This is a genomic window from Micromonospora sp. NPDC051543, from assembly GCF_044454415.1.
Classification (GTDB): domain Bacteria; phylum Actinomycetota; class Actinomycetes; order Mycobacteriales; family Micromonosporaceae; genus Micromonospora.
Genome location: NZ_JBITDT010000006.1, coordinates 37,509 through 51,358, shown reverse-complemented (window position 1 = coordinate 51,358; position 13,850 = coordinate 37,509). Strand labels below are relative to the sequence as shown.

Annotated in this window: 15 protein-coding genes and 1 tRNA gene; 15 read left to right on the top strand and 1 reads right to left on the bottom strand. The window is 72.3% G+C overall.

The window, feature by feature from the left end:
- Positions 1–93: 93 nt before the first annotated feature.
- The 11 genes from ACIA3K_RS12445 to ACIA3K_RS12395 all read left to right on the top strand — a co-directional run bounded on the left by ACIA3K_RS12445 (position 94) and on the right by ACIA3K_RS12395 (position 9,569).
- The gene (locus tag ACIA3K_RS12445) at positions 94–426 is read left to right on the top strand and encodes a PadR family transcriptional regulator (RefSeq protein WP_396800892.1); all 333 of its coding nucleotides are present in this window, start codon (positions 94–96) and stop codon (positions 424–426) included.
- On the top strand, positions 423–1,409 hold the full coding sequence (locus tag ACIA3K_RS12440; RefSeq protein ID WP_396800890.1) for an HAAS signaling domain-containing protein: 987 nt from the start codon (positions 423–425) through the stop codon (positions 1,407–1,409). Before ACIA3K_RS12445 ends, ACIA3K_RS12440 begins: the two co-directional genes overlap by 4 nt.
- 130 nt (positions 1,410–1,539) lie before the next feature.
- Positions 1,540–2,067 (top strand): hypothetical protein, encoded by a 528-nt coding sequence (locus ACIA3K_RS12435; protein WP_396800889.1) that lies wholly within the window; start codon positions 1,540–1,542, stop codon positions 2,065–2,067.
- Positions 2,068–2,268: 201 nt separating this feature from the next.
- Positions 2,269–2,943: a dienelactone hydrolase family protein gene (locus ACIA3K_RS12430; protein WP_396800888.1), complete on the top strand. Its 675-nt coding sequence runs from the start codon at positions 2,269–2,271 to the stop codon at positions 2,941–2,943.
- Positions 2,936–3,676 carry a uracil-DNA glycosylase gene (locus ACIA3K_RS12425; protein ID WP_396800887.1) on the top strand — a complete coding sequence of 247 codons (741 nt, stop codon included), beginning with the start codon at positions 2,936–2,938 and terminating at the stop codon, positions 3,674–3,676. Before ACIA3K_RS12430 ends, ACIA3K_RS12425 begins: the two co-directional genes overlap by 8 nt.
- A 20-nt stretch (positions 3,677–3,696) precedes the next feature.
- The gene (locus ACIA3K_RS12420) at positions 3,697–4,500 is read left to right on the top strand and encodes a DUF4129 domain-containing protein (protein WP_396800886.1); all 804 of its coding nucleotides are present in this window, start codon (positions 3,697–3,699) and stop codon (positions 4,498–4,500) included.
- A complete protein-coding gene (locus ACIA3K_RS12415) occupies positions 4,497–5,081 on the top strand; it encodes a hypothetical protein (RefSeq protein ID WP_396800885.1) in 585 nt (194 codons plus the stop codon). The genes ACIA3K_RS12420 and ACIA3K_RS12415 overlap by 4 nt, the downstream gene beginning before the upstream one ends.
- Positions 5,081–6,088 (top strand): AAA family ATPase, encoded by a 1,008-nt coding sequence (locus ACIA3K_RS12410; RefSeq protein ID WP_396800884.1) that lies wholly within the window; start codon positions 5,081–5,083, stop codon positions 6,086–6,088. The genes ACIA3K_RS12415 and ACIA3K_RS12410 overlap by 1 nt, the downstream gene beginning before the upstream one ends.
- Positions 6,088–7,518, top strand: coding sequence for a DUF58 domain-containing protein (locus ACIA3K_RS12405; RefSeq protein WP_396800883.1), 1,431 nt, complete (start codon positions 6,088–6,090; stop codon positions 7,516–7,518). Before ACIA3K_RS12410 ends, ACIA3K_RS12405 begins: the two co-directional genes overlap by 1 nt.
- A gap of 55 nt (positions 7,519–7,573) precedes the next feature.
- Entirely contained in the window at positions 7,574–8,134 is a 561-nt protein-coding gene (locus tag ACIA3K_RS12400; RefSeq protein ID WP_396800881.1) for a hypothetical protein, read from the top strand.
- A 103-nt stretch (positions 8,135–8,237) separates the two neighbouring features.
- A complete protein-coding gene (locus tag ACIA3K_RS12395) occupies positions 8,238–9,569 on the top strand; it encodes an NAD(P)/FAD-dependent oxidoreductase (RefSeq protein ID WP_357130099.1) in 1,332 nt (443 codons plus the stop codon).
- Between the two features lie 57 nt (positions 9,570–9,626).
- Here the strand turns inward: ACIA3K_RS12395 and ACIA3K_RS12390 are convergent, their stop codons facing one another.
- On the bottom strand, positions 9,627–11,468 hold the full coding sequence (locus ACIA3K_RS12390) for a hypothetical protein (RefSeq protein WP_396800880.1): 1,842 nt from the start codon (positions 11,466–11,468) through the stop codon (positions 9,627–9,629).
- A gap of 101 nt (positions 11,469–11,569) precedes the next feature.
- Between ACIA3K_RS12390 and ACIA3K_RS12385 the strand changes: the two genes are divergently transcribed.
- The 4 genes from ACIA3K_RS12385 to ACIA3K_RS12370 all read left to right on the top strand — a co-directional run bounded on the left by ACIA3K_RS12385 (position 11,570) and on the right by ACIA3K_RS12370 (position 13,828).
- Positions 11,570–11,653 (top strand) — tRNA-Leu (locus ACIA3K_RS12385).
- Positions 11,654–11,760: 107 nt separating this feature from the next.
- Complete coding sequence (locus ACIA3K_RS12380) at positions 11,761–12,576, top strand: Bax inhibitor-1/YccA family protein (protein WP_396800879.1); 816 nt, start codon at positions 11,761–11,763, stop codon at positions 12,574–12,576.
- A gap of 137 nt (positions 12,577–12,713) precedes the next feature.
- Positions 12,714–13,472, top strand: coding sequence for a Bax inhibitor-1/YccA family protein (locus ACIA3K_RS12375; protein WP_396800878.1), 759 nt, complete (start codon positions 12,714–12,716; stop codon positions 13,470–13,472).
- A gap of 35 nt (positions 13,473–13,507) precedes the next feature.
- A complete protein-coding gene (locus tag ACIA3K_RS12370) occupies positions 13,508–13,828 on the top strand; it encodes a hypothetical protein (protein ID WP_396800877.1) in 321 nt (106 codons plus the stop codon).
- The last annotated feature ends 22 nt before the right edge of the window (positions 13,829–13,850 follow it).

Sequence of the window (13,850 nt, the reverse complement as noted above, 5' to 3'; positions counted from 1 at the left end):
CGGGCCACCTGGACACCCCGACATCGGCGACCTCGTGTTGATCTAGGCTCAGTTCGTTGACGCTACTTCGCATTGCGCACTAGTGTGCAATGCGTGGACACCACACAGTTGTTGAAGGGCGTGCTCGATCTGGCCGTCCTGGCCGTCCTGCGCGAGGAGGACGGCTACGGCTACGACATCCTGCGCCGGCTCCGCGAGGCCGGCCTGGAGGAGATCGGCGACGCCTCGGTCTACGGCACGCTGCGCCGTCTCTTCACCGCCGGCCTGCTCACCACCTACGTCGTGCCGAGCGAGACCGGCCCGCACCGCAAGTACTACTCACTCAACGCCGCCGGGCGTGACCAGTTGACCCGCTCCGGCAAGCTCTGGCGCTCGTTCGCCACCACCATGGACACGCTGCTCGACGATCGGGGGCTGGCGGCATGACCGTCACGGAGCAGGAGATCACCGACTACGTGGCGCGGGTCCGGGCCGCACTGGCCGACCTGCCGCCGGATCGGCGCACCGAGTTGACCGAGGACCTCGCCGACCACCTCACCGAGGTCGCCGCCGAGGCCGAGGGCACGCTCGTCGAGCGGCTGGGCGAGCCGGAGACGTACGCCGCCGAGTTGCGCGCGGCCGCCGGCGTCGGCGAGGGCGGTGGACGCAACCTCGACCAACGGGTCGCCACCGCCGTGGTCCGGGTCCGCGGCCGGCTGCGCGCGCTCGACTCCCGGCTCGGCCCACCCCTGGGGTACGCGACGGCGAGCGAATTCCTCCGACTGCTGCGCCCCGCCTGGTGGGTGCTGCGCGGCTACCTGGCGGCGATGCTGCTCACCGTGATCAGCACCGGCGGCAGCTTCGGGGTGCTGCCCCGCTTCGGTGGGGAGTTGCTCGCCGGTCTGATCATGCTGGTCGGCTTCGTGCTCGCCTCGATCTGGCTCGGCCGCCGTTCGGCCCAGCTCACCCGCTGGCCGCGATCGGCGGTGCAGATCGGCAGCGCGGTGCTCGTCGTCTTCGCGCTCTCCGCCCTCCTGCAAGCGGAGGACCGGATGCGGTACGGCGACTACGGCTACGAGCCGACCTCGGTCGACAACCCGTACGACCGGATCCGGGACGTCTTCGTCTACGACAGCGAGGGTCGGCTGGTGGAGAACGCCCGACTCTTCGACCAGGACGGCAATCCGATCCGTCTGGGCTACCCGGACTGTGAAGGCCGCGTCGACGAGTACGGCAACCCGCTGCTGCGGCCGTACCCGTACTGCCCGGACCGGCCGCCGTTCGGGCCTCGGGGTCCGCGGCTGCCCGAGGCGACCAGCACGCCGTCGGCCAGCGAGTCACCGACCGTGGCGACGCCGACGGCGACGCCGGCGAGTCCGAGCGCGTCGCCGAGTGACGAGCCGACCCCGACTCCGACCCGGACGAGCTGAGGGACGATGTGAATCAGATCATGCACACGATGCTGGGAAATAGCTGAACGGACGAGGCGAGCGGGACGGCACCGGAAATCAATGATCGTTACGGTGTCGTCTGCTCATCCATCCCTCGGAAGGAACCCCCGTGTCAGAGCAGGTCGCACCGCCCCCCGCGTCCGACGCAGCGCCGGCCCAGCCGGCCGCCGAGACGCCGGCCCAGCCGGCCGTCGGCACGCCGGCCCAGCCGGCCGTCGAGACGCCGCCGCCGGCCGAGCCGGAGGGTAAGTCCGGTGGGAAGAAGGCGCTCGGCATCATCGGCGCGATCGTCATCTTCCTCGTCATCGCCGGCCTGAAGTTCGGCCTGGGCACGGCCATCGGCAACTTCGTGAACAAGGACGAGACCGCCGACGCGAAGGCCGGCGACTGCATCGCCGAGCTGCCCGAGATCAAGGGTGACAAGGAGGAGGAGGTCGACGGCGCCAAGGTCGTCGAGTGCACCTCCACCGACGCGGCGTACAACGTGGTCGGTCGGCTCGACGGGCAGACCGAGGCGCAGGCCAAGTCCGAGACCACCTGCAACGAGTTCTTCAAGGAAGGCGAGGAGGGGTACGTCTTCTACAGCATCGAGTCGGGCAAGAAGGGCTACGTGCTCTGCCTGACCAAGAAGGCCTGATAACACGTCTGAAGCACCGATGACGGCGGCGGGGAACATTCCCCGCCGCCGTCGGCGTACCCGCGGTCACCACCCGGCGAACGGGAGGTGAATGCCACTGTTCCGACGTCTTCCCGGCCGGGGTCACGGCGTGGCAGGCTACCGGCACGTAGGACCACTGGGCGACCAGCCAACGATGACTGACCGCTAGGAGGACGGCCGATGGGCGACATGGTGAGCTACCGCAGCAACGGGGGCACGAGCGAGGGGTATCTCGCGATACCCGCGAGCGGCACGGCCAGCCCGGCCGTCATCGTCCTGCAGGAGTCGTGGGGCCTGGTCCCGCACATCCGGTCGGTCGCGGACCGGTTCGCCGAGGCCGGCTTCGTCGCCCTCGTCCCGAACTTCCGGCACGACACGGAGAGCACCGAGGCGCAGCACGAGTTGGCGACGCGAGTGGCCGAGGCGGCGAAGGACGTCGCGGACGCCGCCGACTACCTCGCCGGGCGTTCCGAGGTCACCGGCAAGGTCGGCGCGGTCGGGTTCGGCGCGGGTGGCAGCCTGGCTCTCAAGTCGGCGACCCGCTCCGAGCGGATCGTGGCCACCGCGGGCTTCTACCCGGCCCTGTCGTGGGAGTCGATGCGTTCCGACTGGGTCGACTACGCCGGCAAGGCGGCCATCGTCCACTGCTCCGATCAGGACGGCACCTCCGCCGACGAGGGTGTGCAGGCAGTACGCCGGGCCGTCGAGGAGGCCGGCGGCACCTGCCAGCTCTACGACTACCCGGGCACCTCGCACGGGTTCTTCGACGACGACCGGCCGGAGGCGTTCGACCAGCGCGCCGCCTCCAGCGCGTGGGCGCGCACCCTCGAACTCTTCCGGGCCAAGCTTGGCTGAGTCCCGTACCCCCGATCAGGTCGTCGCCCGTGCCGAGCGGGCGGCGGACCTGGCCGATCTCGACGCGGCGGTCAGCGACTGTTTCGCCTGCCCCCGGCTGGTCGGGTGGCGGGAGGAGGTGGCCCGCACCCGGCGGGCCGCCTTCCGCGACCAGGAGTACTGGGGTCGGCCGGTGCCCGGATTCGGGCCCGGCGACGCGCCCATCGCCATCCTGGGCCTCGCGCCCGCCGCGCACGGCGGCAACCGCACGGGCCGGATCTTCACCGGCGACCGCTCGGGCGACGTGCTCTTCGCGGCCCTGCACCGGGCCGGACTGGCCAACCAGCCGACAAGCGTCGCCGCCGACGACGGGCTCACCCTGCGGGCCACCCGGATCTTCTCGGCCGTCCGCTGCGCGCCGCCGGACAACAAGCCCACCCCGGACGAACGGGACACCTGCGCGCCCTGGCTGCACCGTGAGGTCACGCTGATCCGACCCACCCTGCGCGTCGTGGTCGCGCTGGGCGCGTTCGCCTGGGCCGCGTGGTGGCCGGTGCTCCGCCACGTGTACGGGCAGCGCCCGCCCAGCCCGCGACCCGCGTTCGGCCATGGGGCACACTGGTCCGGCGCGGCCGTGCCGGAGTTGCTCGGTTGCTACCACGTCAGCCAGCAGAACACCTTCACCGGGCGGCTGACACCGGGGATGTTGGACGACGTCTTCGGCCGGGCCAAGCAGCTGGCCGAAGTGGACTGAGGACGCGTGGGGTGGTGGCGATGACGACCGGAACACGCCCGCCCGCGCCGTCACCGCCCGCCGCGTCGGGTGTGGTCCGCCCGGTGCTCGGCCTGCTGCGCCGTTGGTGGCCGGTGGGTGTGGTGGCGGCCCTGCTCGCGGCGGCCGCGCTCGCGTCCGCCCACTCGTCGATCGGCGCGAGCCGGATCCCGCCGGCCGCCGAGAACGTGCCGTGGGTACCGGAATATCCGACGGACGTGCCGTCGCCGTCGATCCCCGTCGAACCCAGGGACGCCGGCGAGGCCACCCAGGCGCACATCCCGCAGTGGATCGCGACCGTGGCGATGGCCCTGCTCGGGCTGGCCATCCTCGCCGTGCTCGGCTACCTCACCTGGATCCTGCTGCGTGGCGCGCTGCGTCGTACCTCGCGGGCCCTACCGGCCCAGCGGGCCCGGCGTACGGCCGAGGGCACGGCCCGCGAGGTGGTCGCCGCCCTGGACGCCGGCCTGGTGGAGCTGGACGACCAGTCCACCGATCCCCGGGTCGCGGTCATCGCCTGCTGGGTACGCCTGGAGGAGGCCGCGTCCGCCGCCGGGGTGCCCCGGCATCTCGGCGACACACCGACCGACCTGGTCACCCGGTTGCTGCGGGGCGACGAGTCGACAGGTGTCCCGGCGATCGTCAGCGCCGACGTGCTGGCCGAGTTCGCGCACGTCTACCGCGAGGCCCGGTACGCCACGCGTGAGGTCGGTGCGGGCACCCGCGACCAGGCCCGTGCCGCGCTGCGGCGGTTGCGTGGCGAACTCACCATCGTGACGACGGGCCCACCCGGAGTGCCGGCATGAGCGGCAGCGCCAGCATCGACGACCTGCTCACCTTCGAGGAGGAGCGGCCGAGGCACGACGACCGGGGGTCCGGTGGCCGGGCCGGGCGGGTGTTCCGGGCACTTCTCGGCAACGCGGCCCTGGTCGCCGTCCTCGTCGTCGGTCTCCGGGCGGTCGGCCTGCAGATCTCCCTGGCGATCCTGATCGCCGGGGTGTTCGCCGTGTCCGCGGTACGCCGGGTCGCCGCCGCGCTCGCCCCGCCACCCGCGGCGAGGTCCCGCACCCGGCTCGCCCAGGATGACGACGGCACCTGGAACTGGGGTGCCCGGGACGCGCTGCGCGCCGCGATCAACGGCTGGGAACTGCCGCTGGACTGGTCCACCACGCGACCCGAACGCTTCACCGGGGTGATCCTGCCCCGGCTCGCGGAACTGGCCGACGAGCGGCTCCGCCTGAAGCACGCCGTGACCCGTGAGTCGGATCCGGTCCGCGCCCGCGCCCTGCTGGGCGACCGGCTGTGGACGTTCCTGGAAACCCCGCCCCGACGCCCCCCGTCGCCGCGCGACCTCGCGGTGATCGTCGCCGAACTGGAGAAGATCTGATGAACGACGTGGACCGGAGCATGCCCGCCGCCGAGGTCGGTCGCCTGGCGCGGGCCGTCCTGGACGCGGTCGGCACCGTCGTGGTCGGCAAGCGCGACGCGTTGGAACTGGTCCTCGCCGGGATCCTGGCGGGTGGGCACGTGCTCCTGGAGGATCTGCCCGGCCTCGGCAAGACGCTGACCGCGCGCTCCTTCGCGCAGGCGCTCGGGCTGGACTTCCGCCGCCTCCAGTTCACCCCCGACCTGCTCCCCGCCGACGTCACCGGCTCCTTCCTCTACGACCAGCGCAACGGCGACTTCACCTTCCGGGCCGGGCCGGTCTTCACCAACCTGCTCCTCGCCGACGAGATCAACCGGACGCCGCCGAAGACCCAGTCCGCGCTGCTCGAGGCCATGCAGGAGAAGCAGGTCTCCGTCGAGGGCGTCACGTACAAGCTGGACGAACCGTTCCACGTGCTGGCGACCGCCAACCCCATCGAGTACGAGGGCACCTATCCGCTGCCCGAGGCGCAGCTCGACCGGTTCCTGCTGCGGGTCTCCTTCGGCTACCCCCACCAGGAGGAGGAGTGGGAGGTGCTGCGCCGCCGGATGGGCCGCCGCCGCGAGGAGGCGGACATCAAACCGGTGGTGGACGCCGCCACCCTGCGGGCCATGCAGGCCGCCCTGGAGGACGTGGTGGTGGAGGACTCGATCGGCCGGTACATCGTGGCGCTCACGGCGGCCACCCGGGAACACCCGTCGGTGCTGGTCGGCGCCTCGCCGCGTGGCTCGTTGGCGTTGCTGCTGCTGTCCCGGGTACGCGCGGTGTTCGATGGCCGGGACTACGTGGTGCCGGAGGACGTCAAGGCGGTCGCCGCGCCCGCGCTGGCCCACCGGATCACCCTGCGGCCCGAGATGTGGCTGCGCCGTGTCGACCCGGCGTTCGTGGTCGGCGAGGTGTTGGAGGGGACGCCGGCTCCGGCCAGCGGTGCCCTGCCCAGCTACGCCGCCGGCGGGCCCCGGCACTGATGACCGGTCCGACCGCGTCCGCGCCGCGACCCACCGAGCCGGAGTCGAGCGCCGGCTGGGCGCCCACCCCCGCGCTCGGCCGCGCCGTGCTGCTCGCCGGCCTGTTGCTGGTGGCAGGGGTGCTGCTGGGACGGGTCGACCTCGTCGTGCTGGCGGCGCCGTTCGCGCTGGGCACCGCGTACGCCCTTCGTCGCCGGCCCACCGCGCTGCCGCAGGTCTGGATCACCAGTGCCGAGGACGGCCCGCTGGTCGAGGGCGGCGACGTGTCGGCGGCGGTGAGTGTCGGCAACCCGGACACGGTCGACTACGACCTCGTGGTGGTGCGGTCGCGGGTCTCGCCGTGGCTGCGGATCGCCCGTGCCGGTTTCGCCGGTGCCGAACCCGCCACCGCGCCGCCGGCCACCACCACCTCGCCCGCCTCCGGCCGGGGACGGTCAGCCGCCGATCGGCCGTTCGTGACCTCGGTGCCCAGCGGCGCGGCGGTGGACCTGGAACTGGCCGGGCGGGCTCTGCGGTGGGGTCGGCACCCGGTCGGCCCGGCCGGGGCGCGGGTCGCCGCGGCGGGTGGCCTGCTGGTGTCCCGGGCGGTGATCACCGAACCGGTCGGGGTGCGGGTCTACCCGCGTACCGAGCCGTTCGAGGCGGTGGAGGCGATGCCCCGCGCCGCCGGTCTGGTGGGCGCGCACCACTCCCGCCGTCCCGGAGAGGGCGGTGAGCTGGCCGGAGTGCGGGTCTTCGCCCCGGGCGACCGACTCCGCCGCGTCGACTGGCGGGTGTCGCTGCGCGCCCGGCAGTTGCACGTGGCGGCGACACTGTCCGACCGGGACGCCGAGGTGGTGGTGCTGCTCGACGTGCTCGCCGAGGCGGGCCGCTCCGGGGGTGTGGACGGCGCCGCGTCCGTACTGGACACCACCGTGCGGGCCACGGCCGCGATCGCCGAGCACTACCTGCACCGGGGCGACCGGGTGTCGTTGCTGGAGTACGGGCCGGGCGCCCGCCGACTGCGGCCCGCCGCCGGCCGCCGGCAGTACCTGACGGTGCTGGAATGGCTGCTCGACGTACGCGCCGAGGCGGCCCAGCACGAGCCGTACGATCAGGTCTTCGGCCCGCAGTTGCTCTCCTCGGACGCGTTGGTGGTGGTCCTCACCCCGCTGTTGGACGAGCGGTCGGCGCAGATGCTGGCACGGCTGGCGCGCGCCGGCCGGTTCGTGGTGGCGGTCGACACGTTGCCGGCCGACCTGACTCCGCCGAAGGACCGGGGGTGGGCCGAGGTGGCGTACCGCCTGTGGCGACTGGACCGGGAGACGATGATCGGACAGCTCCGGGAGCACGGTGTGCCGGTGGTGCGCTGGGCCGGGGCGGGCAGCCTGGACCAGGTGTTGCGGGACGTGGCCCGGCTGGCGACGGCCCCGCGGGTCGGTGCACGGTGAGCGCGAGGAGTGAGCCGGGTTTGCGAGCCCCGCAGTCGCGAACGACAGGAGCACAGTGAACGCGATCGGGGAGCGGGTTCGGGCTGTTCAGGACGCCGTGACCCGGATCAGCGCCGTACCGCTGCTGGTGCGGGTCGCCATCTTCGTCACGACGCTGGCCGGTTTCGCGGTGGCGTTTCCCGCCGAGGTGTTGACCGGTCGGCCGCTGCTGTTCCTGGCGGTGGCCGCGCTGCTGCCGGCCGTGGGTCCGCGTCGGTTGTGGCCGACGTTCGCGGCGCTGGTGATGGCTGGCGGCTGGCTGCTCGCGACCGACGGGTACGGCCGGCCGGTGGCGTTGTGGCGGTTGCTCGCCGTCGCCGCGCTGCTGTACCTGGGGCACTCCCTGTGCGCGCTGGCGGCGCTGCTGCCGTACGACGGGGTGGTGGACGCGGGGCTGATCACCCGGTGGTTGTCGCGGGTGGCCGCGGTGCTGTTGGGTACGGCCGTGCTGGGGGTGCTGCTGTTGCGGGTGGCGGGCATTGGTGGCGAGACCGGTCACCAGTGGGTCACCGTGCTCGGGTTGCTGGTGGCGGTGGGTGTCGCCGCGTTGCTGGGTTGGCTGCTGCGGCGTAGGTGAACCCGTGATGCGACAGGGTTACGCAGGTCACAGGGGTTGTGTTCCGTCACAGATGGGGGGCGCGAGCGGGATTACCTGAGCAGGGCGGGGAAAGATAGACGACGTGAATCCGAAGCGGATCCTTGTGGTGGGTGCCGGGCACGTCGGTCTCTACGCCGCCCTGCGCCTGTCGAAGAAGCTCAGCTCCCGTGAGGCTGAGGTCATCGTCGTGGACCCCCAGCCCCACATGACCTATCAGCCGTTCCTCCCCGAGGCCGCGGCGGGGAACATCTCCCCCCGACACGCCGTGGTGCCGCTGCGCCGCGAGCTGCGCCGGTGCACGGTCGTGGCGGGAACTGTCACGCGCGTCGAGCACGACCGCAAGGTGGCGACCGTGCAGCCGATCGCCGGCCCGGCCCGGGAGATCGCGTACGACCACGTGATCGTGGCCCCGGGCTCGGTGTCCCGGACGCTGCCGATTCCGGGCCTGCACGAGCAGGGCATCGGGTTCAAGACCATCGGCGAGGCGATCTACCTCCGTAACCACGTGCTGGACCGGCTGGACATCGCGGCCGCGACTCCGGACGCGGAGGTCCGCCGTTCGGCGTTGACCTTCACGTTCGTCGGCGGTGGGTACGCCGGCATCGAGGCGCTCGCCGAGATGGAGGACATGGCCCGGGACGCCCTGCGCTACTACCCGGAGCTGAAGCCGGAGGACATGCGCTGGGTGCTCGTCGAGGCGACCCAGCGGGTGCTGCCCGAGGTCGACCGGGACATGGGCGCCTACACGGTGCAGCAGCTCACGAAGCGCAACATGGACATCCGGCTGGACACCCGCCTGGAGTCCTGTGTCGACGGGGTGGTGAAGCTCTCCGACGGCGACAGCTTCCGGTCCGACACCATCGTCTGGACGGCGGGTGTGAAGCCGTCGCCGATGCTGGACGCGACGGACTTCCCGCGCGACGATCGCCGGCGGGTCACCTGCATCCCCACCCTTCAGGTGGTCGACGGTGACCGGGTGATCGAGGGCGCGTGGAGCGCGGGTGACTGCGCCGCCGTGCCGGACCTGACCAAGGAGCCGGGCAACTTCTGCTCGCCGAGCGCGCAGCACGCGGTGCGTCAGGCGGCGCGGATGGCCGACAACATCGTCGCGGTGATCCGGGGTCGTGAGCCGGTCGACTACAAGCACAAGCACGCCGGCAGCGTGGCCAGCCTCGGCCTGCACAAGGGCGTCGCCCAGGTGTACGGCATCAAGATGACGGGTTGGCCGGCCTGGTTCATGCACCGGACGTACCACATGAGCCGGATCCCCTCGTTCAACCGCAAGGTCCGGGTCGTGGTGGACTGGTCGCTGGCGTTCTTCCTCAAGCGTGAGGTGGTCGCGCTGGGCCAGTTGCACGACCCACGTGAGGAGTTCGTCGAGGCGTCCCAGCCGGTCGGCGCTCCGCGCGTCTGACCAGATCGTCCCGAAAGGGCTCCTCCTGCCAAGGAGGAGCCCTTTCGTGCTGTCCGGTCAGACCTTCCAGGTCCAGGCGTCGGCGATCCTGGTCGCCGGGCCGTAGAGCTGCTCCAGGGTGGTCTTCAGGCTCGCCGCGTGCGGGGCGTCGTCGGTCAGTACCACGCAGGACGCGCCCCAGAAGTCCGCGTCCTTCGCGGCCTGCCGGCGCTGCTCGTCACCGATGGCCGGTTGGTCGCCGCGGCGGGCGACGTCGGCCAGCAGGGCCGAGGTGGGCTGCTTGAAGGTGCCCATGGCGGCGGTGCCGCCGCGCCCGTAGGGGCCGATGAAGAACCCCTCGGGCAGGCCGAAGCCGGCGTCGGCGGCGGCCGCCCAGCGCATCGGCCACGGCTCCTTGGGGGTGGGCAGCGGCACCGGGACCAGCACACCACCGGGCTCGACACACTGCCGCCAGTGCCCGCCGGTGACGAACTCCGGCAGAGCGGGCCGCGCGGCGGTCGGCAGCGGGGTCGGGAAGATCGGCAGGAGAGCCGCGACGACGGCCAGCGGCACCAGCCGACGCGCCCGCCCGGTGCTGCCCAGTGCCCGGTCGACGGCGAGGGTCAGCACCGTCGCGACGATCGGCAGCAGTGCCAGCCCGAACCGCATCGGCAACGCGCCGTCCACCACCGGCAGGCCGGCCAGCAGGGCGTACGGGCCGGGCAGCGCGGTGCGGGTGCCGCCGAGCACCACCTCCGGGCCGAGCGAGAGAGCGCCCATCACGAGGGCCGCCGCCACACACACCAGGATCAGCCGGCGTCGCCCGGCCCAGATCGCGCAGAAGGCGGTGACGAGCAGCAGCGGCCAGCCGAGGAAGGTGTTGTACTCCGCCGGGCCGGTGGTGAGTCGCGACGCCTGGTCGCTGCCGGCCACCGACAGCGGTGAGACCGCCCACCAGCTGCTCAGGTCGGCCGAGAAGTAGGCCGGGCTGAACATGCCGTCGGCGACACCCTGCGGTCCGGCGAACTGGAACCACAGCGGGTAGCCGAGCACCAGCATCGCCAGACCGGCGGCGATCGCCAGTCCGCCAGCGAACCCGGGCAGCGCTCTCCGGGCGAGGTCCCGGTCCGCGAGGGCGTAGGCGATCGCCATCACCAGCAGCGTGACGGCGCTGAGGAAGAGCACCTCCTCGCCGATGAAGACCTGTGCGGTCACGGCGACGGCCAGCCCGACGGCGGAGCTGATCATCCGCCGTCGGTCCGGGGCGGTGGGCCGGCTACGACCCTCGCCGGGGTCGGACGCCCGCAGCAGCCGTACCACCAGCCAGACGATCACCGGCACCAGCCACTGCGCCGTCATGTGCAGGTGACTGTTGGTCTGCGAGACCATGCCGGGACCGAAGCCGCACAGACCGCCGCCGACCGCGGCGGCGAGCCGGCGGACGCGCATCGTCCGGTGGAACAGCAGGTACCAGGCGAGGGCGGTGCCGGCCAGGTTGGCGGCGGCGAGCAGCGCGAAGGAGGTGGGCGCACCGAACAGCAGGGTCACCGGGGCGCAGAGCACACCGAGCGCGATGATCGTGGTGTTGGCCATCAGGTTGACGCCGTCCGGAGCGTTGAGCCGGTCGGTGAGCAGGTGGAAGTCACCGAGCAGCGCTCGTGCGTCGACGGCCAGGAACCATTCGTAGAGCGTCTGGTCCTCGGGGTTGAGTGCCAGGGTGCGCCCACCCGGGTCGGGCCACAGCCCGTGGGTCAGCCAACCGGCCAGCGCCACCCACACGAGGGCGACCAGAAGATCCGTCCGGTGGCGGCGGACGGCGGTGCGCAGCCGTACGGCCCCGCTCGCGCGCTCGACCGGATCGGCGAGGCGGACCGCCTGGTCAGGGGCGGCATCGGGGGCCGTGGGGGCTGCGCTGCTCACGGCATCGACCCTAATGTGGGCAAGCCGGCGGGGTACGCCGGGTCGCCGCAGACCGGCTACGGTGACACTGCACCGTGCGTGTCGACGCGCGGGTGCCACCCGCCCGGGTGGTGGAACGGCAGACACGGCCGCCTTAAAAGCGGCTGCCGAAAGGCATGCGGGTTCGACCCCCGCCCCGGGCACCATCCGCCACGGCCTCGCGTTCCCATTCGTGATCACCAGGAGTGGGCCGCGCAGTCTACTCTTGGGGGGCACGTTCACGTGCAAACGACCCCCTGAGGGAGGCCAGACAGTGAAGACCTCGAACCCGGTGCTCGCCCGGCTCGGCCAGGCGGCCGAGCGGGAGCGCTCCGCCGGGTACGCACCGACCGGGCCGTACGGACAGCCCGGCATTCCGCAGCAGTACCCGTCCCAGGCCGGCTACCCGGCCGCACCGCCCGCCGTGGCGCCGATGACCGTCGACGACGTGGTCGTCAAGACGGTCGCCCTGTTCGGCATCCTCGGCATCACCGCCGCAGCCGCCTGGGTGCTTGTGCCCGACGCGCTGGTCAGCACCGCCTGGATCGGCGCGGCGGTCGTCGGCCTGGTCCTGGGCTTGATCATCTCGTTCTCCCGGATGGCCAACCCGGCGCTGGTCATCGCGTACGCGGTGGTCGAGGGCGTCTTCGTCGGCATGGTCAGCAAGGCGTTCGAGACCTTCTACGACGGCATCGTGCTCCAGGCCGCCGTGGCGAGCTTCGGCATCTTCTTCGTGATGACGATGGTCTACAAGGCGAAGATCATCCGGGCCACCCCGATGTTCGTGAAGATCGTGTCGACGGCCATCATCGGCCTCGCCGCGGTGATGCTGATCAACCTGGTGCTGGCGCTGTTCGGCGTCAACACCGGTCTGCGGGACGGCAGCCCGCTCGCGATCGGCTTCAGCCTCGTCTGCATCGTGGTCGCGTCGCTGAGCTTCGTGCTCAGCTTCAAGGAGATCGAGGACGGCGTCCGGATGGGCCTGCCCCAGCGCTACTCCTGGGTGGCCGCGTTCGGCATCCTGGTCAGCCTGGTCTGGCTCTACATCGAGATCCTGCGCCTGCTGAGCTACTTCCAGGGCGACGACTGACCTCGTCCGCACCGCTGACCGGCGCCCGCTCCCGCTTCCCGCGGGGGCGGGCGCCGTCGTCCGCGCCGTTTCGCCGCCACCGCCGGGCCGTCCGGGGCAGAGTGAATCTCCTGGGGGTACGGGCGAAGGAGGCGACGGTGCGCAGCGACAACCCGGTGCTCAACCGGCTGGACGAGACCGGCCGGTTGGAGTCCCGGGTGGTCAGCTCCCGCGACGTCGAGCCGATGACGGTCGACGACGTCGTGGTGCGTACCGTCGGACTGCTCGTGCTCACCGGCGCGACCGCCGCGGTGTCCTGGGCGGTGGTGCCCGACGCGGTGTGGTTGGGCGCGGCCCTGGCCGGCACCGCCCTGGCCTCTATCGTGCTGGTCCTGGTCATCTCGCTGCGGGGGATCACCAATCCGGTGCCGATCATCGGCTACGCGCTGCTCCAGGGGCTGCTGCTCGGGGTGGCCAGCCGGGCCTTCGAACAGGTCTACCCGGGGATCGTCGTGCAGGCGGTGGCCGGCACGTTCGGTGTGTTCCTCGGCATGGCCGCGTTGTACCGGGCCCGGGTGATCCGCGCGACCCCCCGACTGGCCCGGCTCGTGATCGGCACGCTCCTCGGCATCGCGGTGCTGAGCGTGGTCAACCTCGTCTCCTACCTGATCTCCGGCCGGTCGGGGTTGGCGGTCTACAGCGTCAGCGGGCAGGTCGGCTGGTTGCCGTACGCCTTCTCGGTGGTGGCGATCATCGCGGGCGCGTTCAGCTTCATCCTCGACTTCGACCTGGTCGAGCGTTCGGTGCGCGACGGCCGACCACGCCGGTACGCGTGGCTGAGCGCGTTCGGTCTGCTGACCGGCCTGGTGTTCCTCTACTGGCAGTTGCTGCGGCTGCTCAGCTACCTGCGCCGCTGACCGGCGTCACGCCGGACGGCCGTAGACTCGGCGCGGTGAGCGTAGCGGAGTTGGAGCAGGCCGTGCGGTCGCTGGTCGGCCAGGTCGGGCACTGGGAACAGCCGCGCTGGGCCGCGACCGCGACCATCGGCAACGTGCCCCGCGCCGACCTGGTGCACCGTCTGGTGCAGGAGGTCGCCAACCTCGCGGCCGACGCCGAGGGGCAACCACGTCGCACCGTGCCCCGGCTCGACAACGACCTGGCGCTGCCCGACCAACTGCGGGTGGTGACGGCCGACCTGCTCGCCGCCGGGGCCGACGCCGAGGTGCTGGCGCGGGCCGCCGCCGAGGTGACGGCGACCCGCAACGCTCTCTGAGCCACCGGGCACGCCCTGCCGC

Bases quoted from the DNA above. Each gene is read 5' to 3' on its own strand.
- ACIA3K_RS12410 (WP_396800884.1), top strand. From the start codon at position 5,081: ATGAACGACGTGGACCGGAGCATGCCCGCCGCCGAGGTCGGTCGCCTG.
- ACIA3K_RS12440 (WP_396800890.1), top strand. From the start codon at position 423: ATGACCGTCACGGAGCAGGAGATCACCGACTACGTGGCGCGGGTCCGG.
- ACIA3K_RS12415 (WP_396800885.1), top strand. From the start codon at position 4,497: ATGAGCGGCAGCGCCAGCATCGACGACCTGCTCACCTTCGAGGAGGAG.
- ACIA3K_RS12420 (WP_396800886.1), top strand. From the start codon at position 3,697: ATGACGACCGGAACACGCCCGCCCGCGCCGTCACCGCCCGCCGCGTCG.
- ACIA3K_RS12405 (WP_396800883.1), top strand. From the start codon at position 6,088: ATGACCGGTCCGACCGCGTCCGCGCCGCGACCCACCGAGCCGGAGTCG.
- ACIA3K_RS12430 (WP_396800888.1), top strand. From the start codon at position 2,269: ATGGGCGACATGGTGAGCTACCGCAGCAACGGGGGCACGAGCGAGGGG.